At 59.4% G+C, this 22,088-nt stretch carries 16 protein-coding genes; 9 read left to right on the forward strand and 7 right to left on the reverse strand.

From position 1 onward, the window contains the following. Positions 1-43 precede the first annotated feature (43 nt). The gene (locus tag AB4N44_RS08950; protein ID WP_127929296.1) at positions 44-1,438 is read left to right on the forward strand and encodes a class II fumarate hydratase; all 1,395 of its coding nucleotides are present in this window, start codon (positions 44-46) and stop codon (positions 1,436-1,438) included. Positions 1,439-1,561: 123 nt separating this feature from the next. Here the strand turns inward: AB4N44_RS08950 and AB4N44_RS08955 are convergent, their stop codons facing one another. Further along, positions 1,562-2,521 (reverse strand): DMT family transporter, encoded by a 960-nt coding sequence (locus tag AB4N44_RS08955; protein ID WP_127929297.1) that lies wholly within the window; start codon positions 2,519-2,521, stop codon positions 1,562-1,564. 210 nt (positions 2,522-2,731) lie between these two features. On the opposite strand from AB4N44_RS08955, the gene AB4N44_RS08960 reads away from it, so the two are divergent. Continuing rightward, positions 2,732-2,926, forward strand: a complete 195-nt coding sequence (locus AB4N44_RS08960) for a DUF6316 family protein (RefSeq protein ID WP_127929298.1) — start codon at positions 2,732-2,734, stop codon at positions 2,924-2,926. A gap of 135 nt (positions 2,927-3,061) precedes the next feature. Here the strand turns inward: AB4N44_RS08960 and AB4N44_RS08965 are convergent, their stop codons facing one another. Both AB4N44_RS08965 and pap read right to left on the reverse strand, forming a co-directional pair. Then, positions 3,062-4,246, reverse strand: a complete 1,185-nt coding sequence (locus AB4N44_RS08965; protein WP_102899990.1) for a thiolase family protein — start codon at positions 4,244-4,246, stop codon at positions 3,062-3,064. A 103-nt stretch (positions 4,247-4,349) separates the two neighbouring features. Continuing rightward, complete coding sequence (gene pap, locus AB4N44_RS08970; RefSeq protein WP_316916898.1) at positions 4,350-5,864, reverse strand: polyphosphate:AMP phosphotransferase; 1,515 nt, start codon at positions 5,862-5,864, stop codon at positions 4,350-4,352. Between the two features lie 171 nt (positions 5,865-6,035). On the opposite strand from pap, the gene mnmC reads away from it, so the two are divergent. Continuing rightward, entirely contained in the window at positions 6,036-8,015 is a 1,980-nt protein-coding gene (mnmC, locus tag AB4N44_RS08975; RefSeq protein WP_460109226.1) for a bifunctional tRNA (5-methylaminomethyl-2-thiouridine)(34)-methyltransferase MnmD/FAD-dependent 5-carboxymethylaminomethyl-2-thiouridine(34) oxidoreductase MnmC, read from the forward strand. Between the two features lie 3 nt (positions 8,016-8,018). On the opposite strand, the gene AB4N44_RS08980 is transcribed toward mnmC, so the two are convergent. Further along, positions 8,019-12,830 (reverse strand): NEL-type E3 ubiquitin ligase domain-containing protein, encoded by a 4,812-nt coding sequence (locus AB4N44_RS08980; RefSeq protein WP_460158205.1) that lies wholly within the window; start codon positions 12,828-12,830, stop codon positions 8,019-8,021. 340 nt (positions 12,831-13,170) lie between these two features. Here AB4N44_RS08980 and AB4N44_RS08985 point away from each other — a divergent pair, with 340 nt between their 5' ends. The 5 genes from AB4N44_RS08985 (at position 13,171) to AB4N44_RS09005 (ending at position 20,016) form a co-directional block, all read left to right on the forward strand. Next, positions 13,171-14,655, forward strand: a complete 1,485-nt coding sequence (locus AB4N44_RS08985) for a dermonecrotic toxin domain-containing protein (protein WP_160041365.1) — start codon at positions 13,171-13,173, stop codon at positions 14,653-14,655. Positions 14,656-14,764: 109 nt separating this feature from the next. Then, the gene (locus AB4N44_RS08990; protein ID WP_160041367.1) at positions 14,765-16,537 is read left to right on the forward strand and encodes an N-acetylglutaminylglutamine amidotransferase; all 1,773 of its coding nucleotides are present in this window, start codon (positions 14,765-14,767) and stop codon (positions 16,535-16,537) included. Positions 16,538-16,540: 3 nt separating this feature from the next. Next, on the forward strand, positions 16,541-18,286 hold the full coding sequence (ngg, locus tag AB4N44_RS08995) for an N-acetylglutaminylglutamine synthetase (RefSeq protein ID WP_160041369.1): 1,746 nt from the start codon (positions 16,541-16,543) through the stop codon (positions 18,284-18,286). 141 nt (positions 18,287-18,427) lie between these two features. Beyond that, positions 18,428-19,618, forward strand: coding sequence for an osmoprotectant NAGGN system M42 family peptidase (locus AB4N44_RS09000; RefSeq protein WP_038364408.1), 1,191 nt, complete (start codon positions 18,428-18,430; stop codon positions 19,616-19,618). A gap of 170 nt (positions 19,619-19,788) precedes the next feature. Beyond that, positions 19,789-20,016 (forward strand): YheU family protein, encoded by a 228-nt coding sequence (locus tag AB4N44_RS09005; RefSeq protein ID WP_003199186.1) that lies wholly within the window; start codon positions 19,789-19,791, stop codon positions 20,014-20,016. 5 nt (positions 20,017-20,021) lie between these two features. On the opposite strand, the gene csrA is transcribed toward AB4N44_RS09005, so the two are convergent. The 3 genes from csrA to AB4N44_RS09020 all read right to left on the reverse strand — a co-directional run bounded on the left by csrA (position 20,022) and on the right by AB4N44_RS09020 (position 21,556). After that, positions 20,022-20,207, reverse strand: a complete 186-nt coding sequence (gene csrA, locus AB4N44_RS09010) for a carbon storage regulator CsrA (RefSeq protein WP_007908359.1) — start codon at positions 20,205-20,207, stop codon at positions 20,022-20,024. Between the two features lie 137 nt (positions 20,208-20,344). Continuing rightward, on the reverse strand, positions 20,345-20,677 hold the full coding sequence (locus AB4N44_RS09015; protein WP_008088571.1) for a YnfA family protein: 333 nt from the start codon (positions 20,675-20,677) through the stop codon (positions 20,345-20,347). Between the two features lie 63 nt (positions 20,678-20,740). Beyond that, a complete protein-coding gene (locus AB4N44_RS09020) occupies positions 20,741-21,556 on the reverse strand; it encodes an SDR family oxidoreductase (protein ID WP_077574042.1) in 816 nt (271 codons plus the stop codon). Positions 21,557-21,878: 322 nt separating this feature from the next. On the opposite strand from AB4N44_RS09020, the gene AB4N44_RS09025 reads away from it, so the two are divergent. Then, positions 21,879-22,037: a DUF3309 family protein gene (locus AB4N44_RS09025; RefSeq protein WP_169432680.1), complete on the forward strand. Its 159-nt coding sequence runs from the start codon at positions 21,879-21,881 to the stop codon at positions 22,035-22,037. Positions 22,038-22,088 lie beyond the last annotated feature (51 nt).

The following is a 22,088-nucleotide window of genomic DNA, read 5'->3' on the forward strand; positions in this document are numbered from 1 at the left end:
AGCCGGCCTAAACTGCGCAAACAGACCAACAGGAGTGTGCACGATGAGCCGTATCGAAACCGACAGCCTGGGCCAGATCGAGGTCCCGGACGACGCTTACTGGGGTGCTCAGACGCAACGCTCGCTGATCAACTTCGCCATTGGTCAGGAACGCATGCCGCTGCCGGTACTGCACGCCTTGGCCCTGATCAAGAAAGCCGCCGCCCGCGTCAACGATCGCAACGGTGATCTGCCTGCCGACATCGCCCGCCTGATCGAACAGGCCGCTGACGAAGTGCTCGACGGCCAGCACGACGACCAGTTTCCGCTGGTGGTCTGGCAGACCGGCAGCGGCACCCAGAGCAACATGAACGTCAACGAAGTCATCGCCGGTCGCGCCAACGAACTGGCCGGCAACCCGCGCGGCGGCAAGACGCCGGTGCACCCGAACGATCACGTCAACCGCTCGCAGAGCTCCAACGACTGCTTCCCCACTGCGATGAGCATCGCCACCGCGCAAGCCGTGCAGGAACAACTGCTGCCATCGATTGCCGAGTTGTCCGGCGGCTTGGCCGAACTGGCGGCGCGGCACATGAAACTGGTGAAAACCGGGCGCACGCACATGATGGACGCAACGCCGATCACCTTCGGTCAGGAATTGTCCGGTTTTATCGCGCAGCTGGATTACGCCGAACGCGCTATTCGTGCGGCACTGCCGGCGGTGTGTGAACTGGCTCAGGGCGGCACGGCCGTCGGCACCGGGCTGAATTCGCCGCACGGTTTTGGTGAGGCGATTGCCGCCGAACTGGCGGCGCTGTCGGGTCTGCCATTCGTCACCGCACCGAACAAGTTCGCCGCCCTCGCCGGCCACGAGCCGCTGACCAGTCTTTCTGGCGCGCTGAAAACCCTCGCCGTGGCGCTGATGAAAATCGCCAACGACCTGCGTCTGCTCGGCTCCGGCCCACGCGCAGGTTTTGCCGAAGTACGCCTACCGGCGAATGAGCCGGGTAGCTCGATCATGCCGGGCAAGGTTAACCCGACCCAGTGCGAAGCGCTGTCGATGCTCGCCTGTCAGGTGCTGGGCAACGACGTGACCATCGGCATTGCCGCCAGCCAGGGTCACTTGCAGTTGAACGTGTTCAAACCGGTGATCATCCACAACCTGCTGCAATCGATTCGCTTGCTTGCCGACGGTTGCAGCAACTTCCAGCAGCACTGCATCGCAGGGCTTGAGCCGGACGCCGAAGTCATGGCCCGACACCTGGAACGTGGGCTGATGCTGGTGACGGCGTTGAATCCGCACATTGGTTATGACAAATCAGCGGAGATTGCCAAGAAGGCTTACAGCGAAGGGCTGACCTTGCGTGAGGCGGCGTTGGCGCTGGGCTATCTGACGGATGAAGAGTTTGATGCGTGGGTGCGGCCGGAGAATATGATCGAGGCTGGCGCCAAGGGTTAAGATTTGTAGCGCCTGAAAGTCCGTCTTCGCGAGCAGGCTCGCTCCCACATTCGATCGCATTCCTGACATGGGATCGCGGTCAATTGTGGGAGCGAGCCTGCTCGCGAATGGGAGCGACGCGGTCTAACTGGCGGCCACCTTCATCCGCCGCGCCTTCAACCCGGCAATCAACGAAGGCCCCAACGCCACCAGCGCCGACCCCAATACCACCAGCACCGCCCCGCCATACCCGAGCCCGTTGATCTGCTCGGCATGCACGTATTCCGGCCAGATCCCCGCCGCAATCGCCACCGCGCCAAACGTCACCAACGGCGTGATCGCCAACGTCGCACTGACCCGCGACGCCTCCCAATGCGCCAGCGCTTCAGCGAACGCGCCATAGGCAATCAAGGTATTCATGCAGCACGCCAACAGCAGCCAGCCCTGCAGCGGGCTCAGGTTCAGCGCTTCGAGCGGATGCACCCACGGTGTCAGCAACAGTGCGCAGAACAGATAGATCACCATCATCACCTGCAACGAATTCCACACCGTCAGCAATTGCTTCTGGCCCAGCGCATAAAAGGTCCACACCGTCGACGCCAACAGCACCAGCAAAACCCCTGCGGTGTAGTCCGACAATGACGTCAGCAGCTCGGCCAGGCGCTGATTGAAAAACAGTACAAAACCGATCAACAGCACCGCCAGCCCTATCCCCTGACCAATGCTGAAACGCTCCTTGAACACAAACAGACTGGCGATCAGCAGCATGATCGGGCCCATTTGCACCACCAGTTGTGCGGTGCCAGGGCTGAGCAGATTGAGGCCCATCAGGTACAACACGTAGTTGCCGACCAGCCCGAGCACCGCCATCAGCACCAGCCAGCCGCCCTTGGGCCCGAGCACTTTGCGGCTGGGAAGGCGTTTTACCGCCGCCAGGTAGATGAAGAGGCAGCCGCCGGAAACCAACAGACGAAACCAGGTCACCGTCACCGGGTCCATCACCAGCAATACCTGTTTGAGTTTGATCGGCAGGATGCCCCACAGAAACGCGGTCAGCAGGGCCAGGAACAGACCGTAGACCCAGCGACCGGATGAAATGTGCATGCGAACCCCAAAGCCTGCTGACAAGTGCGCCCATTCTAGGCCTGCCACTGGTCGCGACACAGGGACAGTTGCGGTCAGGACGCGAATGAAACTGTGCAGGTCGCAGCATTAAATTGACGCGGCGCCGTTGATCGGCTCAGCGGGCGCGCCAAGTGCTTCAGGCATAAGCTCATTGGATCCCTTTCAGCGCATCAGCCAAGGAGACCGATCATGTTAGCAATGCGCGCGCAGGACAACGCCCCCGCCATGCGCTTTCGCAGCGAGCGGGTGTGCCGGGTCAATGGTGAACTGTTTTTCAGTACTCGGGAAAATACCCTTGAAGGGCCTTTCGACAGTCATGAGATCGCTGAGCAGCAAATAAAAGCCTACATCGCGCGGATGCAAGCATTGGATTCCAACCGGTAGACTCGGTCGATCGCTTCGCGAGCAGGCTCGCTCCCACAGGATTGGGGTGAACATAAAAAATAGGTACACCCTTAACCCATGTGGGAGCGAGCCTGCTCGCGAAAGCGGTAGATCAGACACCAAACAGGTCAGGGTTTAGCGTACCGCCTCAAACAACCCCGTCGCGCCCATCCCGCCGCCCACACACATCGTCACGATCCCATAACGCAAATTACGCCGCTGCAACTCGCGCACCAGATGCCCGACCTGCCGCGACCCGGTCATGCCGAACGGGTGACCAATCGAAATCGACCCGCCATTGACGTTGTACTTGTCGTTATCGATCTCCAGCCGATCACGGCTGTACAGGCACTGCGAAGCGAACGCCTCATTGAGTTCCCACAGATCAATGTCCGCCACCTGCAAACCTTTCGCCTTGAGCAGTTTCGGCACCGAGAACACCGGGCCGATGCCCATCTCGTCCGGCTCGCAACCGGCCACGGTGAAGCCGCGGAAAAACGCTTTCGGTTTGAGCCCCAGTTGCAGGGCTTTTTCCAGGCTCATCACCAGGGTCATCGACGCACCGTCAGACAGTTGCGACGAGTTGCCCGCCGTTACCGAACCGTCTTCAGCAAACACCGGTTTCAATCCAGCAAGGCTTTCATAGGTGGTGTCCGGACGGTTGCAATCATCGCGATCGACCACGCCGTCGAGAATCTGCACCTCGCCAGTGTTTTTGTCCTCGACGCGATACTTCACCGCCATTGGCACGATTTCATCGTTGAACAACCCGGCCGCCTGCGCCTGTGCGGTGCGAATCTGACTTTGCAGCGAATAACGATCCTGCGCTTCACGGCTGACGCCATAACGCCGCGCCACCACTTCGGCAGTCTGGCCCATCGTGTAATAGATGCCCGGCGACTGTTGCTTGAGCAGCGGGTTGATCAGGTGATCGGTGTTGACGCTTTTCATGGTCAGGCTGATCGACTCGACACCGCCGGCGACGATGATGTCGCTGCAACCCGAGGCAATCTGGTTGGCGGCAATCGCGATCGCCTGCAAACCTGAGGAACAGAAACGGTTGAGGGTCATGCCGGCGGTGCCGGTGCCCAGACGCGAGAGCACCGCGACATTGCGGCCGATGTTGTAACCCTGCGCGCCTTCGTTGGAGCCGGCACCGACGATGCAGTCCTCGACGCTGGCCGGGTCGATATCGTTGCGCTCAAGCAGGGCGTTGACGCAATGAGCCGCCATGTCATCGGGACGGGTCTGGTTGAACTTGCCGCGAAAGGATTTGGCCAGGCCAGTCCGCACGCTGTCGACGATCACCACTTCACGCATGGCATACCTCATTGTTGTTGTCAGTTGAGAGTGGACTTGAGCATAAGTCCACCGCATCAACGACCGCGACAATCATTCACCCCGCGTATGCGTGTCTATCGGCTCAGTCCTTGTGTTTCTTCGCGTGCTTGTCGGACTTCTCGAAGGCCTCTTCGAGTGCGCGGTTGATCGTGCGCAACACCTTCACCCGGGCCCAGCGCTTGTCATTCGCTTCGACCAGCGTCCATGGCGAGATTTCCGAGCTGGTGCGGTCGACCATATCGCCCACGGCCGCACGGTAATCATCCCACTTGTCGCGATTGCGCCAGTCGTCTTCGGTGATCTTGAAGCGTTTGAACGGAATCTCTTCGCGCGCCTGGAAGCGCTCCATTTGCGTGTCCTTGTCGATGGCCAGCCAGAACTTGACGACGATCACCCCGGCGTCCGCCAGTTGCTCTTCGAAATCATTGATCTCGCCATAGGCGCGCAGCCAGTCGGCCGGCGTGCAGAAACCTTCGACCCGCTCGACCAACACCCGGCCGTACCAGGAGCGGTCGAACACGGTGAACTTGCCGCGCGCCGGAATGTGCCGCCAGAAACGCCACAAGTACGGCTGCGCGCGCTCCTCTTCGGTCGGCGCAGCAATCGGCACAATGTTGTATTGACGTGGATCGAGCGCCGCCGCAACTCGACGGATCGCCCCGCCCTTGCCTGCCGCGTCGTTGCCTTCGAATACCGCGATCAGCGCGTGGCGGCGCATGCGTTTGTCGCGCATCAGCCCGGACAGGCGCGCCTGCTCGGTGATCAGTTGCTCTTCGTAGTCTTTCTTCTCCAGGCGCTGGGTCAGGTCGAGGCTGTCGAGCAGGTTCAACTGATCGACCGGCGTACCCAACGGCGCGGCGCTGACATCGTGGGGATGAACGTCCGGACGCTTCAGCGCATTTTGCAAACCTTCGAGGAGAATCTTGCCGACCGCCAGGCTGCGGTAATTGGCGTCGGCGCCTTCGATCACATGCCACGGCGCGTAGTCACGACTGGTACGGCGCAGTACACGCTCGCCGTATTTGACGAACTTGTCGTAGGTCTCCGACTGCTGCCAGTCCAGCGGGCTGATTCGCCAGCTGTGCAGGGGGTCATCAGCCAGCGCCTTGAGCCGGGCCTTCATCTGTTTTTTCGACAAGTGAAACCAGAATTTGAAGATCAGCGCGCCTTCATCGCAGAGCATCTTTTCCAGACGTTCGGCCCCGGCAATCGCCTGATCCAGACGCGGATCCTTGAACAAACCGTGCACCCTGCCCTGCAGCATCTGGCTGTACCAGTTGCCGAAGAAAATCCCCATGCGCCCCTTGGCCGGGAGCATCCGCCAGTAACGCCACGCCGGTGGCCGCGCCAGCTCTTCATCGGTCTGCTGATCGAAAGTGCGCACTTCGATCAGGCGCGGGTCCATCCACTCGTTGAGCAACTTGACCGTTTCGCCCTTGCCCGCGCCTTCGATGCCGTTGATCAGGATGATCACCGGAAAGCGCTTCTGCTGCTGCAATTCGAACTGGGCTTCGAGCAAGGCTTCGCGCAATGCCGGCACGGCCGCCTCATAGGTGTCTTTGTCGATGGCGTGACCGATTTCAGCGGATTCAAACATGGGACGGCTCCTTCCAGGATTCAGCAAGACTAGCGGATTGGGCACAGCAGCGGCGCAGAAATTCCCGCGGGTGGCGGATTGTCCGCCAGTCTCGGCGGCAAGCCTTGCCATGGATCAAGCAACGCCTGCGCGATCAGCTAGAATGGCCGCCTTGTCGTTGTCGAGCCTGCCATGAAACCTGTACTGCCCCATGCCCAACTCGATTGGGATGACCAGGGACGCCCGCGTTCGCGGGTGTTCGATGACGTGTATTTTTCCGACAAATCAGGTCTGGAGGAAACCCGTTATGTGTTCCTCGAACAGAACCGTCTGGCCGAGCGCTTTGCCGCGTTGCCGGCACACGGGCGGCTGGTCATTGGCGAAACCGGGTTCGGCACCGGGCTGAATTTTCTCTGCGCCTGGCAGCTGTTCGAACAGCACGCCGTGGCAGGAGCGCGGCTGCATTTCGTCAGCGTCGAAAAATACCCGCTGAGTCCAGCCGATTTGCACCGGGCCCTGGCCTTGTGGCCTGAACTCAAGCCACTGTCTGATCAGTTGCTGACGCACTACGTGGCGATCCATCAGGGTTTTCAGCGCATCACGCTGGCCAACGGCCGCGTGACGCTGACGCTGTTGATCGGCGACGCACTGGAACAACTGCCGCAGCTCGATGCGCAAATCGACGCGTGGTTTCTCGACGGCTTCGCTCCGGCAAAAAACCCCGACATGTGGACCGCCGAACTGTTTGTCGAACTGGCGCGACTGGCGGCACCCGGCTCGACCATCAGCACCTTCACCAGCACCGGTTGGGTACGGCGTTTGCTCAACGCCGCCGGGTTCAAAATGAAACGCACGCCGGGCATCGGCCACAAGTGGGAAATCCTCCGGGGCGAATTTCTCGGCTGGCCAGCGCAAGTGTCGCCGCCTGCTGCGCAAAAGCCGTGGTTCGCCCGCCCTGCCCCGATTGCCGGAGAACGTCGTGCGTTGGTGATCGGCGCCGGTCTGGCCGGATGTGCCACGGCGTCCAGTCTGGCCGCACGCGGCTGGCAGGTGACGTTGCTGGAGCGCCATGAAGCGGTGGCGCAAGAAGCCTCGGGCAACCCGCAGGGCGTGCTGTACCTGAAGTTGTCCGCCCACGGCACAGCCTTGTCACAACTGATCGTCAGCGGTTTCGGTTACACCCGGCGCCTGCTCGAAACCCTGCAACGCGGCAGCGACTGGGACGATTGCGGCGTGCTGCAACTGGCGTTCAATGCCAAGGAAGCCGAGCGTCATGCGCAATTGGCTGAAGCCTTCCCGGAAGATCTGTTGCAGTGGCTGGAGCAACCCGAGGCGCAGGCGCGTGCCGGTGTCGGTGTGGCCCATGGCGGTCTGTATTATCCCGAAGGTGGCTGGGTGCATCCGCCCGCGCTGTGTCAGGTGCAAGCGGCGCAGCCAAACATTGAACTGCTCAGCCATTGCGAAGCGCTACAACTGCGCAAGGTCGATGGTCAGTGGCAAGCGCTGGACGGTGACCGTCTGCTCGCCAGCGCGCCGGTCGTGGTGCTGGCCGGTGCCGCCGAGATCAAACGCTTCCCCCAGAGTGCCGAGTTACCGCTCAAACGCATTCGCGGGCAGATCACGCGTCTCGCCGAAACCGTAGAAAGTCAGACGCTGGCCACGGTGGTCTGTGCCGAAGGCTACGTCGCGCCTGCCCGTTTGGGCGAGCACACCCTCGGCGCCAGTTTCGATTTCAACAGCGATGACCTGACGCCGACCACCGCCGAACACGCCGGCAATCTGGCGATGCTCGAAGAGATTTCCACTGACCTCGTCGCGCGTCTGCAGATCAGCGAACAGCCTGTCGAAAGGCTGCAGGGCCGCGCAGCCTTTCGCTGCACCAGCCCTGACTATTTGCCGATTGTCGGACCGCTGGCCGATCGCGCAGCATTCCTCGACGCTTATGCGGCGCTGAGCAAAGATGCCCGTCAGGTGCCGGCCATCGTCTGTCCATGGCTCGACGGCCTGTACATCAACAGCGGCCATGGTTCACGAGGACTGATCACCGCGCCGCTATCGGGCGAGCTGCTGGCTGCCTGGCTGGACAACGAACCACTGCCGCTGCCCAGAAGCGTCGCCGAAGCCTGTCATCCCAACCGTTTCGTGTTGCGCCAACTGATTCGTGGCAAGTAGTGCTCATACGTCGCTCAGGGTGCAAAGACCCAGGTCCGCAGTGCGCAGCGCATCGGTGGTCAGAAGCGTCACCACATCGTCTATGGCGCTTTGCCGTTCGGCCTTGATGACTTCCGCCTGGCTCAAATAGTCGGCATCGGACAACTCGTCCTGCTGCGCGTCCAAAGCACTCATGCGCGGCGCATACACATCATCGAGAGGGGAAAATTTTCGCGCAAATGTGCGTTGCAGGTAGGCTCTCCAGAATGACCGTTCACTCATGAACTTCAGCCATTTTGGCGAGAGTTCCGCTGTGGCAACCTGGTGTTTCGCCACCTCCAGATCGGCTTCGGTTACCCCACCCAGTGTGCCAAAACGCATGTTTTGCGGCTGGCCTGGCAAATCCAGCGCCTTGGCGAGGCCAACACGATAGGCCAGATTCACCTCCAGCGGATCGACCGTCGGGGCCTTGGCGGCATGTTCCTGAGCAATTTCGTTCAGTTGTTCCAAGCGGAACAGACCGCGCCCCAGGTCGAGCAGCGGCTTGGCGCTGTTGATCCGGCCACCCGCGCCCCGGGTCACGCGATCGACTTCCACAGCGACCTCCAGATAACTGAAATTGATCGCCGCCGTGTCGGTGCAATTGATCGGGTTGGCGGCCGCGCTCAGTACCTGATCACACAGCGCGCTATCGGACTCGGCTGCCTCGAGCACGGCCCAGACCCGCCGCTGCATGTCCTTGCTGACCTTCTCCGAATCGGCGGTATCGCCCAGTTCAGAAAGCAAATGAAACAGGCCCTCGGCGCGTGAGTCATCCTTGAATGCGTTCCAGATCCGTTCACGCCTGGCCCAAACCTCACCGGTCTCCTCAGAAAGCCAAAGCGAGCGTGCCTGTTGCTCGTCGAGTCGCGGCATGTCGTTTTCCAGATAGCCCATGCCGACGCCGAAATTGTCGCGATAATTCTCAAGGTGTGTTTTGCTCGGCTCGGCCAGAGGATTGAGGCCCAGGTCCAGCGCCTGGCTGAAACGTCGCGGAGTCTTGAACAGCCAGTCAGGCAGGCTTTTTATGGCATTGCTGCGCAAGTCCACCCAATCCAGATACAGCAGACGCGCAAGCCCCTTGGGCATTTCCGTGAGGCCAGTGTCTTGCAGCAACAGACGGCGCAGATTGAACATCTGACTGACATCCGGTGTGGCACCCAGCGGATTTCTATTGAGGTTCAGATGGTGCAGCGATCGCAAACCGTTGAGTTTTGTCAGCGTCTGCCCGGTCAACTGGAGCTTGTTCTGCGCCAGACTCAAGTGGGTCAGATCAGGCATATGCGACAGCACTTCAGGAAAACGAGTCATGGCGTTCTGGTCGAGTTCCAGCGACTCGAGTTTTGTGAATGACTTGAGGAAGTACGCCACATCATCGTCCAGCGCCATGTCCTTCATGGACAATTGCTGGAGGTGGTCAAAACTGATCCCCGGTGGCAGCGTCGGCAACTTGCCGACGCGCATGCCATCAAGACGCAAGACACCGACCGATTTTCCATTTTCATTGTTGACGGAGTAGAACCGACGGAATCCGTTTTCGATCAGCTCGGCCATGGTCTTGCGACTGTGCCGTACGTCCGCCAGATCCCCTCCCAGCGTACTCATGGCGGCGGTATCCTCGCTCCAGAGAAACAGCGCTTCACGCAGGCTCTGCAGATCCCGGCGCAAGTCATTGACCCGTGTCGCACGGGTCAACAGGTCTTCTCCCAGACTGTCAATGAATTCACTGGCCTGCGCTTCACTCAGACGCGGATAGAGCTTGCGGACTTTGCGCATCAGCGCGGGCGGATGTTTCACCGCCGGCGGATGATCGCCCTGGATACAGGCAGGCTCGACGACCAGTGGTTCGGATTGGCCGCGGATCAGCGTGCGTGCCGTGGCCTCACGCTCATCCAGTGCCGTGTTGAGCAACTGTTTGCGCAGCCGTGCCGTGTCGGCCGGCACCGGCTCGGGAAATCCGGCGGCTAGTCGTTGGCGTGGCGGCAGTGCCTTGAGGATGGCGGCGTACAGGGCGTCAGGGCCGGAAGCAACCGTGCCGAGGCTTTTGCCATCGCCGCCAAACGCTTCATAGCCCTCGACGGTTTTCACCAGCGAGCAAGTATCGGCGGAAGTCGCCGACGCGTCGCCAATGGCTTGCAGAATCGGCCCGCTGAGCGTCTTGTCGCGTAGCTCCAGACGCAGGGAATCCCAACCGCTCAGACGGGGCAGCAACTGAATCGCCAGACTGTCGGTGTCGGCATTGGCAAGCCGCGGCCAATGAAACCCCGCCAGTGCGCGATCCAGACGCACCTGATCGATCCCCTCCCTGACTTGCTGCCCGAGCCGCAGTGGCACTCGCCCGGTCGAGCGCAGATGCAGGCGCTGCGCACTCGGCGCGCGATCGATGAGCGCTTTCGCATAGCGTGCCGGGATGTCGGCAAACACCTGGCGCAACTTCACAACATCACCAACGTCACTCTGATCGACGCGCTGATACATACGCTCGAAAGCTGCGCGATGATCTGCCTTGAGCGCCGCGCCCAGTTTCTTTGCCAGGATCGGTTCTTCGGCGCTTTTCGCGACTTTGCTGCCCAGCAAGGCGTCGACCTCTTTCTGGTACAGGCCATCAAGCACGGTTTGCAACAACTGCCCGCGCGCCAGTTGCTGTTCGCTGACTACCACACCCAGCGACTCATCGAGGGTCTTGGTCAGGGGATAGGTCGCCGTCACGCTGCCTTCGGCGTCGGTCACCTCGATGTAGCGGTCGGTCGGCCAGCCGGGCATTTTCGGCAAGGCCTGCAACTGCTCTTCGACAGGCTGGCCGGAATGGGTTTCGCCGCTCTGCAGTTCGAGGGTCAATTGCCGCAACTGGCGCACGATACGCGCGCGCTCCACGGTTTCACGCAAGCGTACAGGCAAGCTCAGATTGTCGGTAAAGGCCTGTTGCAAGCCTTCGTGCGGGGTGTCGCTGAGGCGGCGCATCATGTCCAGATCGGTATCGACGAATTCGCTCAACTGCGGATCGATACGCTTGAGCGTGTACGCCGAACTGCCCCACTGTTGCGGTTCTTCGGCGGGCAGCCGCCAGCCACCTTCAACGTGCCGGACAAGCTCTGGAACATAAGCCTGCGCACGCTCGGCATGTTCCAGACGCCAGACTTTCGCGGCGGAATCATAAGGCCCGGCGAAGAATCGATGATCGACGCGGGCCATGGTTTTCGCGCCGATCTGATAAAACTCCGTGGAGCTCGGGGCGACCGTCAAACCCGCCGGAAGGAAATGCTCATAGCGTGAGAGTTCAGGTTTCCACAGTCGCGGCTTGCCGGCACTATTGAGAATGGCGCTGAATTCACCGAAGAACTCCGGGTGTGAGCGCAGCAGTTTTTTGCCAAGCGCGCCCAAGGTTTTTTGCCCGCCGGCAAAGACGCCCATCAGCGCGATATTTTCCGCCACGCTCAACAGGTGCGACAGCGCTTGCTGATGATCGCCATGACGCCAGTCTTCGACACCTTCATAAACCTCACCGAGCAACTGCCCGACTGCAACGCCCATCATCAACTGGCCAAGCACGGGCACGACGAAGCCGGCCACGGAGACGATGGTCACACCCAACTGAAGAAAATCCAGCAGGCGCTTCTGGCGCACTTCCTCATCAATATCGGCGGTCGGCACGGCCAGCTTGCGCGCATCGAGTTGCAACTTGCCGACGTGGCTTTGCACCATGAATTCAAAGAGCGCCACAGTAATCGGCAACTGCTTGATGTGGCCCAGCTCAGCGCTGTCAGCGACGGATTTGAAAAAGTCGGCCTTGTCGTCTTCATCAATGCTGTTGGCGAAATAATCCTTGTAACTTTTTACCTTCAACTGCTGCGTCAGGTACTGCTTGAACGCGGTAAAACTGCTGTATTCATACAGCGGTCGCTCGGGCTCACCCGCCATGTACACCAGGCACCACTCATCGGGGTACAACTCCACCGAACGGGCAGAAAACACCACCACGCCCCAGACGCAACTGTCGAAAATCTCAATGCCTTGCATGATCAGCGTTCGATTGCCATAGCGCAGTGTTTGCGCTGACACCCCGCCATCGAAGTCGATCAGCTTCTGCAGCATTTGCTGACCCGCCAAGGTGATATGGCTTTTAAGCGCGGCCTGGTGCAGGTCGAATTGCAACAGCAGCTTTTTCATTTTCGCGATATCAGCGGTCATGGTGCTGGTGGCGATCACCTTGTCATCGCTGTCGCGCAAGCCGAACACCTGCTGGAAATGCTCCTGATAGCGCTTGCCCAAATCCAGCTCTCGGCAAAAAGCGGCAAACGTGGCTGGGGTCAGCCCGGTGACCCCGTCTGGGGCACTGTGCACTCGAATAAAACTGCCTTGCGGAAAGCTCTCAGCGGCCTCGTCTTCGCTGAAGTTCTGCATCGCCGCTTGCAACAGCGTCGGTGTAGCGTGCGGGAACGTCTGAATACCGTTCTCGTCGGTTGAGGTCGCAGGGCAACCGCAATCAACGCCCGGCAGACTCAGAAAGTCTTTCTCGACATCAAAGACTACCGACCATTTGCGACTCAAGGCATCGCTCAGTTCATTGATGCAGAACGTCTGCAAGGACTTCAATGCGAGCAGATCCGCCGCCACGGTCGCCTGAATCTGGTGCAGATCACGGCTTGTCTGATCAAGGGCTGACAAGTCGGCCACCGTCGCTTTCAATAAATGCGCCGGCAGGCTTTTTTGCAGAGTCCGGGCGGTATCGAGATCCTCTGTGGCATCGAGCAATGTGCTGAGGATTGTTTTTTGTGGAAGCTTTACTTTGGTTGACATCGGCAATAGTCCTTTATTGCGAAATGGAAGTTTTAACATATCGAAATCGAGGAATGACCAACCCCCCAAACCTCATGTTCCTGCACGCATAAAACCACAGCAACTCGCACCAACAACATAGATATCTACCACCATTTTTCCGGCAACTTCAGGGTGCCCAGAGTGCCATCTCCCCTGCAAATACCGCAGACACACTCAGACCTTTCCGTGGCGATAGATATGTATATCTTTCAATCAAAATACCGCTGACTTCATGGCTCAAGCGATCAACTAAACACGTTATTCTTTTTTGTTTCGACGGCCTAGGATCAAGTCTCTTCTTCAACACGAGACTTCCAACATGATTATCCAGACGCAACAACAAGCAAGCGTTTTGACCCATGAAGCCACGCTGAAAAAACTGCTCAATGAAATGGGCGACCGGGACAAGGCAACCGTCGTTGCCCAATTCATCAGCGACGGATTGCTCAAAGCCGACCCGGTCAGGCTGGGCGAATTCCGTGCATTACTCGATGAGGCGCTGCCCTACCAGAACTACATTGATCAATTGCTGGGCAACCTGGAAACGCTGGAGGATTTCTGCATGCGAAAGCTGCGACAGGCGTTGCAGCAACAGTATGGAGGGCGGTTCAGTGTCAACGACAGCATCAAGCTCAAACCCGCGACAGCCGTGGACGATGGCTCCCACACCTACACCTTGCTGCAGGCAGCGATGCTGAATTTCACGGAACAGGAAGCGGCTGCCGGTTACTTCTCGGACGACAGCAAGACCTTACCCAAAGTCGACGAAGAAGCGCCCGACGGCTCACCGCCTACTCAGATAACCGCACAAGCGTTTGCGCTGCTGAGTCGCCAGCTTGATCTCGGGGGCGAATACCGGAAACACATTTCCAGAACGTTCAGAGTCTCAAGTCTCGAATTGATCAGCCTGCGCATGCATAAAACAAACATGAAGCTCGCCGCCTACGAAAAATATTTCAGCAAAGCGAACTTCCCTCTTTATCGGCTTGTCACCCTGTTGAACCTCGCCAAAGGCAACGAAGATATTGTTTATGGTGACCTGTTCAACAACGCCAGAATCAAGCTGTATTCGATACAGCTATTTGGCAAATACATGACAGATGCCGTATTGATAACCTGTCGCCAGACCGATCACTCGACGAAAGACAGCTACTACGTATACATCCCCAATGATGCCGGCGACAGCTTTTACCAGGACGACAGTGAAGACCAGTGCAGGTATCGCCTGGCCGTCAACTTCGTTGCAAGTAAACAACTGCAAGAGCTGTTCATTTCGCAATTGACCCACCGCGAACAAAGTGAATTCCGGACATTGAACCTGCAAAGCATTTCGTTCGTAGAAAACATCGCGTTCATCCCGCTGGAGACAGGCCTGTACAAACATCTTTTCGATCGCCATCTCGACAAGTTGACAGCAGATACCGGGAAGCTCGCGGTGGCGGTTGCCAATGTCGACGAGGCCGCCTACGCCAATCGCCGGGAGAGTCAGGCGTCACTTATAGGCGCAGCCCATCTCAACAGCCCGAATGAGGACTTCAACAGGCGCTTGCGTGTTTATGCCACGGATGAATTGCTGGCCCTCGTTTTCGCCAGCCTCGATCGTTGGACCGCCATCGAAAAACACGACGCGCTGTCTCGACTGGTGGATCTGAAAAAACGCTTGGCCACAACAGACTCCGCTAAGCCCGGCGCACCCATGAACAGCGAAATGGCGGACGACTACTTCGGGCAGTTCGAGGTGCAGAAACATTTGCGCGAACAACCCGGCGCTCTGCTGCACAAGCTGGAACCTGTTGCCTTATAACTTATCGTTCTAAAACTCCACTTACCGGGGCGGGTCAGTTTCTGAGTACCCGCCCTTCTGGCGAGGTACGGCTTGACCCCTCCCCAACGGAAAAACCGGTAAGGATTTTATGTGCGGATTAGCTGGCGAGTTACGTTTTGATCAACAACCTGCAGACCTTGCAGCGATCGAGAGAATCACCCATCACCTGGCCCCTCGCGGCCCCGACGCGTGGGGCTTCCATGCCCAAGGGCCGATTGCCCTGGGTCATCGGCGCCTGAAAATCATGGACCTGTCGGACGGCTCTGCGCAGCCGATGATCGACAGCCAACTCGGCCTGTCTCTGGCCTTCAACGGTGCGATCTACAACTTCCCGGAACTGCGCGCCGAGCTTGAAGCGCTGGGTTATGCCTTCTATTCCGGTGGCGACACCGAAGTGCTGCTCAAGGGCTATCACGCCTGGGGCGAAGCGTTGCTGCCGAAGCTCAATGGCATGTTCGCGTTTGCCATTTGGGAACGCGACGCCAAACGCCTGTTCATCGCCCGCGACCGTCTCGGCGTGAAGCCGTTGTACCTGTCGCGCACCGGCCAGCGCCTGCGCTTTGCCTCGGCATTGCCGGCACTGCTCAAGGGCGGCGACATCAACCCGATCCTCGACCCGGTGGCGCTCAATCACTACCTGAATTTCCACGCGGTGGTCCCGGCGCCGCGCACCTTGCTGGCCGGCATCGAAAAACTGCCGCCCGCTACATGGATGCGCGTTGAAGCCGATGGCCGCACCGAGCAGAAAACCTGGTGGACCCTGCCTTACGGCCCACACGACGACGAGAAAAACCTGACCCTGGAAGACTGGGTCGACCGCGTGCTCGACAGCACCCGCGAAGCGGTGGCGATTCGTCAACGTGCGGCCGTGGATGTCGGCGTGCTGCTGTCCGGCGGTGTCGATTCGAGCATGTTGGTCGGTCTGTTGCGTGAAGTCGGCGTCGAGAACCTGTCGACCTTTTCCATCGGTTTCCAGGATGCCGGCGGTGAGCGTGGTGATGAATTCCAGTATTCCGATCTGATCGCCAAACACTACGGCACGCAGCACCATCAGTTGCGCATCGACGAGAAAGAAATCATCGAGCAATTGCCCGCCGCGTTCCGCGCAATGAGCGAACCGATGGTCAGCCATGACTGCATCGCTTTCTATCTGCTGTCGCGTGAAGTGGCCAAACATTGCAAGGTGGTACAGAGCGGCCAGGGCGCCGATGAACTGTTCGCCGGTTACCACTGGTATCCGCAAGTCGACGGCGCGGCCGATCCTTACACGGCTTACCGCAACGCATTTTTCGACCGCAGCTATGACGACTACGCCGCCACTGTGCAGCCGAAATGGCTGACCGCGAACGATGCCGCAGGCGACTTCGTCAAGGAACATTTCGCCCAGCCCGGCGCCGAGGCCGCAGTGGACAAAGCCCTGCGTCTGGACAGCACGGTGATGCTGGTCGACGACCCGGTCAAACGCGTCGACAACATGACCATGGCCTGGGGCCTGGAGGCGCGTACGCCGTTTCTCGACTATCGACTGGTCGAACTCTCGGCCCGCGTACCGGGCAAATTCAAGCTGCCGGATGGCGGCAAACAGGTCTTGAAAGAAGCCGCGCGCCGGGTCATTCCAAGTGAAGTGATCGACCGCAAAAAAGGCTACTTCCCGGTCCCGGGCCTCAAGCATTTGCAGGGCGATACGCTGAACTGGGTACGCGAACTGCTGCTCGATCCGAGTCAGGATCGTGGCCTGTTCAACCCGGCCATGCTCGACAAACTGCTGACTGATCCGCAAGGCCAACTGACGCCGTTGCGCGGTTCGAAACTGTGGCAACTGGCAGCCCTGAACCTGTGGCTCAGTGAACAAGGAATCTGATCGATGAAACCCCACGCCACGGCCATCAACCAACGGCTGCTACGCGGTCAGACGCCGTCCTATGAACGCCTGCAGGCACGTCTGGCCGAAGATGGCAGCACGCTGGCCGCCGAGCCGATCGCCGTACATTGCGGCTGGGGCCGGTTGCTGATCGGCCACACCTTTCCCGATCCGGCATCGCTGGCGCAGGAACTGCTCAAAGAGCAGCCCGGCGAACGCGATATCGCTTTGTACGTTGCAGCACCGCAGCAAATTCTCGGACTTGAGCCGACGCAACTGTTTCTCGACCCGTCCGATACGTTGCGCCTGTGGTTCAGCGATTACCGGCAGGCCACCCGAGTGTTTCGCGGCTTCCGTATTCGTCGGGCGCAAAGTGAGGCGGACTGGCAGGCGATCAATCAGTTGTATCAGGCGCGCGGCATGTTGCCGATCGATGCCACCCTGCTCACTCCGCATCATCAGGGCGGCCCGGTGTACTGGCTGGCCGAGGATGAGGACAGCGGCGCGGTGATCGGCAGCGTCATGGGCCTGAACCATCAAAAGGCTTTCAACGACCCGGAAAACGGCAGCAGCCTGTGGTGCCTGGCGGTGGATCCGCAGTGCTCACGACCGGGTGTCGGCGAAGTGCTGGTGCGGCACCTGATCGAACACTTCATGAGTCGTGGTTTGAGTTATCTCGACCTGTCGGTGTTGCACGACAATCGTCAGGCGAAAAACCTCTACGCCAAGCTCGGTTTCCGCAACCTGTCGACCTTCGCCATCAAACGCAAAAACGGCATCAACCAGCCGCTGTTTCTCGGCCCTGGGCCGGAGGCGCAGTTCAATCCGTATGCGCGGATCATTGTTGAAGAAGCGCATCGTCGCGGCATCGATGTGCAGGTGGATGACGCCGATGCCGGACTGTTCACCCTCAGCCATGGCGGCCGTCGCGTGCGTTGCCGCGAATCGCTGAGCGACCTGACCAGCGCGATCAGCATGAGCCTGTGTCAGGACAAAAGCCTGACGCACAAAGTGCTGAAAGGTGCCGGGTTGAATCTGCCCTCGCAGCAACTGGCGGGCAATGCCGACGATAACCTGGCCTTTCTCGATGAGCATCAACGGGTGGTGGTCAAGCCGCTCGACGGTGAACAGGGCCAAGGCGTGGCGGTGGATTTGCAGAGCATCGAAGAGGTGCAGCAAGCCATCGAAACGGCGAAGCAATTTGATAGCCGCGTACTGCTGGAAAGCTTCCATGAAGGGCTTGATCTGCGGATTCTGGTGATTGGCTTTGAAGTGGTGGCAGCAGCGATTCGCAAACCCGCGGAAGTGGTCGGCGATGGCCAGCATTCGGTTGGCGCGTTGATCGAGGCGCAGAGTCGTCGTCGGCAGGCGGCCACCAGCGGCGAAAGCAAGATTCCGCTGGACCACGAGACCCAGCGCACCCTGCATGCGGCGGGTTATGACTACAGCAGCATCCTGCCGGCCGGTGAACATTTGTTTGTGCGGCGCACGGCGAATCTGCACACCGGCGGCACTCTGGAAGATGTCACGGCGATTCTGCATCCGACGCTGGTTGATGCCGCCGTGCGCGCGGCGCGGGCGCTGGATATTCCGATGGTCGGGCTCGACTTGATGGTGCCAGCGGCGGATCAGCCGGAGTACGTGTTTATCGAGGCCAACGAACGCGCCGGTCTGGCCAACCATGAGCCGCAGCCGACAGCGGAGCGCTTTGTCGATTTGTTGTTTCCGCACAGTCAGCCGGCGATTTAACCCTTTCCTGATCGTTCCCACGCTCTGCGTGGGAACGCCTCACCGGACGCTCTGCGTCCACTCTTGGGACGCAGAGCGTCCCCGGCTGCATTCCCACGCAGAGCGTGGGAACGATCAGTGCTCAACCCATCAGGAGTTTCCATGACCACGCAAATCCCCGAACCGGATCTGAACTATCTGCAAAAAGTCCTCCTGGAAATGCTCGCCATTCCCAGCCCCACCGGGTTCACCGACACCATCGTGCGTTACGTCGCCGAGCGTCTGGAAGAACTCGGCATTCCGTTTGAAATGACCCGGCGCGGCACCATTCGCGCCACGCTCAAAGGCAAAAAGAACAGCCCCGATCGTGCCGTCTCGGCGCACCTCGATACCATCGGCGCTGCCGTCCGCGCGATCAAAGACAACGGTCGCCTGACCCTCGCCCCGGTCGGCTGCTGGTCGAGCCGTTTTGCCGAGGGCAGCCGCGTCAGCCTGTTTACCGACAACGGTGTGATTCGCGGCAGTGTCCTGCCGCTGATGGCGTCCGGGCATGCGTTCAATACCGCCGTGGATGAGATGCCGATCAGTTGGGATCACGTTGAACTGCGTCTGGACGCCTATTGTGCGACCAAGGCCGATTGCGACTCGCTGGGCATCAGCGTCGGTGACGTGGTTGCCTTCGACCCGCTGCCGGAGTTCACCGAAAGCGGCCACATCAGCGCCCGTCACCTGGATGACAAGGCCGGTGTCGCCGCGCTGTTGGCATCGCTTAAAGCCATTGTCGACAGCGGTCAGGAACTGATGATCGACTGCCATCCGCTGTTCACCATCACCGAGGAAACCGGCAGCGGCGCAGCGGCAGCATTGCCGTGGGATGTCAGTGAATTTGTCGGCATCGACATCGCTCCGGTCGCCCCGGGGCAGCATTCCAGCGAACACGCGGTGAGCGTGGCGATGCAGGATTCCGGCGGGCCGTATGACTATCATCTGTCGCGGCACTTGCTGAAACTGGCCAGCGAGAACGAGTTGCCGGTGCGCCGCGACCTGTTCCGCTATTACTTCAGCGATGCGCATTCGGCGGTGACGGCCGGCCACGACATCCGCACTGCCCTGCTCGCGTTTGGCTGTGACGCGACCCATGGTTATGAGCGTACGCACATCGACAGTCTGGCGGCGCTCAGTCGCTTGCTCGGCGCTTATATTCTGAGCCCGCCGGTGTTTGCCAGCGATGCGGCGCCGGCCAATGCTTCGCTGGATCGCTTCAGTCATCAGATCGAACATGACACGCAGATGGAGAGCGATACGCGGGTGCCGTCGGTGGACAGTCTGGTGGGGCAGCGTTCCGACAGTTAAATTTTTGTAGGCATAACCATCGACTTCGCGAGCAGGCTCGCTCCCACAGGGAATCCATTTCCAAGTGTGGGAGCGAGCCTGCTCGCGAAGGGGCCAGACCAAGCAACACAAAACTGGCAGGCAACCCGCAATCGCCGTAGCATCCCGACACTGATTTGACCGAGGTGCCCATGCTCATTCCCCACGACCAACTTGAAGTCGACACCCTTACCCGCCTCATCGAAGATTTCGTCACCCGCGACGGCACCGACAATGGCGATGACACGCCGCTGGAAACCCGTGTGCTGCGCGTACGTCAGGCACTGACCAAAGGCCAGGCGCTGATCGTCTTCGACCCGGAAAGCGAGCAGTGCCAATTGATGCTCAAGCACGACGTGCCCAAGCATCTGTTCGATTGAATGCTTCAGCGGAGCTTTTCGGTGGCCTGCTTGCGCTTGATCCGGTCATAGACCTCTGCGCGATGCACATTGACCTTTTGTGGCGCTTCGACGCCGAAGCGCACGCTGGAACCGTTCACCGACAGCACGCGCAGGGAAATGTCGTCACCGATTGAAATCAACTCACCAACGACACGGCTGAGTACAAGCATGAGATTCGTCCTTCAGGGTTAGCGAACCCTGAAGATGCGCGGCTTGAGGCGGCTCTACAATGCGCGGCAGGCAAATCAGTTTTGCCTTACAGCCCCCCTTACACCGAGACGTAAGACGTTTCCCACAATCCCCCCATTCAGGCAGCGGAAAACCGTGGCCCGAACAGAATCACGCTGGCGCCGATGACGCACAACGCCACGCCGATCCAGTCCGAACCCAATGGACGCACGCGCTCCACCACCATCAGCCAACCGATCGAAGCAACGATGTAAATCCCGCCGTAAGCGGCATAGGCACGACCGGCGTAGTTGGCTTCGACACGGGTCAGCAACAGCGCGAACAAGGTCAGACTGAGCAGCGCAGGAATCACCCACAAGGCACTCTTGCCTTGGCGCAGCCACATGAAGAAGGCGAAACAACCGGCGATTTCAAACAGCGCCGCGAGGAAAAACCACAAGTAATTGAGCATTGACGCGTCTCGACAGGGTGACCATTGCGGCCACCCTAACGACGCCGCCTGCAACGGGCAAGGTCAGCCGTTGTTCTGCTTGGCCTTGGCGCGCATTTTTTCCGCCATGGAGGTCATTTCGTTATAGAGCAGTTGCGGGTTCTTCTGCTTGATCGCCCAGGCCATCCGGCCCTGCTCGTGGGGCAGAATCATGAATTCGCCAGCCGCCACTTGCTGATAGATGTAGTCGGCGATGTCCGCCGCCGTAATCGGCGAACTTTCCAGCAACTTGCCGACCTGCGCTTTCATCGCCGGGGTCGGGCCACGGAACGAGTCGAGCAAGTTGGTCTGGAAGAACGACGGGCAAACCACGTGCACGCCGACTTCCTGCTGCGCCAGTTCGATCAGCAGGCTTTCCGAGAGTGCAACCACGCCGGCCTTGGCCACGTTGTAATTACTCATTGCCGGGCCCTGCATCAGTGCGGCCATGGAGGCGATGTTGATGATCTTGCCTTTGCTTTGTTCAAGCAGTGGCAGGAACGCCTTGCAACCCTTGACCACGCCCATCAGGTTGATCGCGATCTGCCAGTCCCAGTCTTCCAGCGACAGCTCGCTGAAGAACCCGCCCGAGGCGACACCGGCGTTGTTGACGATGATATCAATGCCACCGAGCTTCTCTTCGCAGGCCTGAGCGAACGCGGTGAGCTGGCTGTAATCACGCACATCGCAGCGCTGAACAAAACCGTCACCGCCCGCCTCGCGAACCATTTTCAGGGTTTCCTGCAGACCGGGTTCGCTGACGTCGGACAAGGCCAGTTGCCAGCCTTCACGCGCCCAGCGCAGCGCGATTTCGCGACCCAGGCCCGAGCCCGCACCAGTGATCATCATGCGATTTTGCATAGCACACAGCCTTGTTGTTCCGGGGAAGATGCGCCGAGTGTAGCGAAGGATCGGCGCGTGCCCACGCTCCATCAAGTTGCTGAATGCAAGATCAAAAGATCGCAGCCTTCGGCAGCTCCTACATTGATTCGTGTAGGAGCTGTCGAGTGAACGAGGCTGCGATGTTTTCGCTGCAAAGGAAATAAACGAGCAATCCAAATACATTAAAAAAACATTGAATTTTCTTTCATACGCGCCAGTCGGAACTTGTAAGCCGGCTGGAATTACTTAGTCTCCAGTCGCCCCCTGAACACAAGACTTCTCGAACGCTATCAACAAGGAAATCGACATGGGCACAATTCTAATCATTATCCTGATCCTGTTGCTGATCGGTGGTCTGCCGGTCTTCCCGCACTCCAGAAGTTGGGGTTATGGTCCTTCAGGCATTATCGGCGTGGTGTTGGTGGTGCTGTTGGTCCTGCTGTTACTCGGTCGGATATAACGCTTCAAGCGCAAAAAAAAGAGGCCCTGTTCAGGGCCTCTTTTTTATTGC

The sequence above is a fragment of the Pseudomonas sp. S3_C06 genome (genome assembly GCF_054667675.1).

Excerpts from the sequence above, each read along its gene's own strand:
- AB4N44_RS08960 (WP_127929298.1), top strand. The coding sequence starts at position 2,732 with ATGTTAGCAATGCGCGCGCAGGACAACGCCCCCGCCATGCGCTTTCGC.
- AB4N44_RS09015 (WP_008088571.1), bottom strand. The coding sequence starts at position 20,677 with ATGCTCAATTACTTGTGGTTTTTCCTCGCGGCGCTGTTTGAAATCGCC.
- AB4N44_RS09005 (WP_003199186.1), top strand. The coding sequence starts at position 19,789 with ATGCTCATTCCCCACGACCAACTTGAAGTCGACACCCTTACCCGCCTC.
- AB4N44_RS09020 (WP_077574042.1), bottom strand. The coding sequence starts at position 21,556 with ATGCAAAATCGCATGATGATCACTGGTGCGGGCTCGGGCCTGGGTCGC.
- AB4N44_RS08980 (WP_460158205.1), bottom strand. The coding sequence starts at position 12,830 with ATGTCAACCAAAGTAAAGCTTCCACAAAAAACAATCCTCAGCACATTG.
- AB4N44_RS08965 (WP_102899990.1), bottom strand. The coding sequence starts at position 4,246 with ATGCGTGAAGTGGTGATCGTCGACAGCGTGCGGACTGGCCTGGCCAAA.
- AB4N44_RS08990 (WP_160041367.1), top strand. The coding sequence starts at position 14,765 with ATGTGCGGATTAGCTGGCGAGTTACGTTTTGATCAACAACCTGCAGAC.
- mnmC (WP_460109226.1), top strand. The coding sequence starts at position 6,036 with ATGAAACCTGTACTGCCCCATGCCCAACTCGATTGGGATGACCAGGGA.
- AB4N44_RS08955 (WP_127929297.1), bottom strand. The coding sequence starts at position 2,521 with ATGCACATTTCATCCGGTCGCTGGGTCTACGGTCTGTTCCTGGCCCTG.
- AB4N44_RS08950 (WP_127929296.1), top strand. The coding sequence starts at position 44 with ATGAGCCGTATCGAAACCGACAGCCTGGGCCAGATCGAGGTCCCGGAC.
- csrA (WP_007908359.1), bottom strand. The coding sequence starts at position 20,207 with ATGCTTGTACTCAGCCGTGTCGTTGGTGAGTTGATTTCAATCGGTGAC.
- AB4N44_RS09000 (WP_038364408.1), top strand. The coding sequence starts at position 18,428 with ATGACCACGCAAATCCCCGAACCGGATCTGAACTATCTGCAAAAAGTC.
- pap (WP_316916898.1), bottom strand. The coding sequence starts at position 5,864 with ATGTTTGAATCCGCTGAAATCGGTCACGCCATCGACAAAGACACCTAT.
- AB4N44_RS08985 (WP_160041365.1), top strand. The coding sequence starts at position 13,171 with ATGATTATCCAGACGCAACAACAAGCAAGCGTTTTGACCCATGAAGCC.
- ngg (WP_160041369.1), top strand. The coding sequence starts at position 16,541 with ATGAAACCCCACGCCACGGCCATCAACCAACGGCTGCTACGCGGTCAG.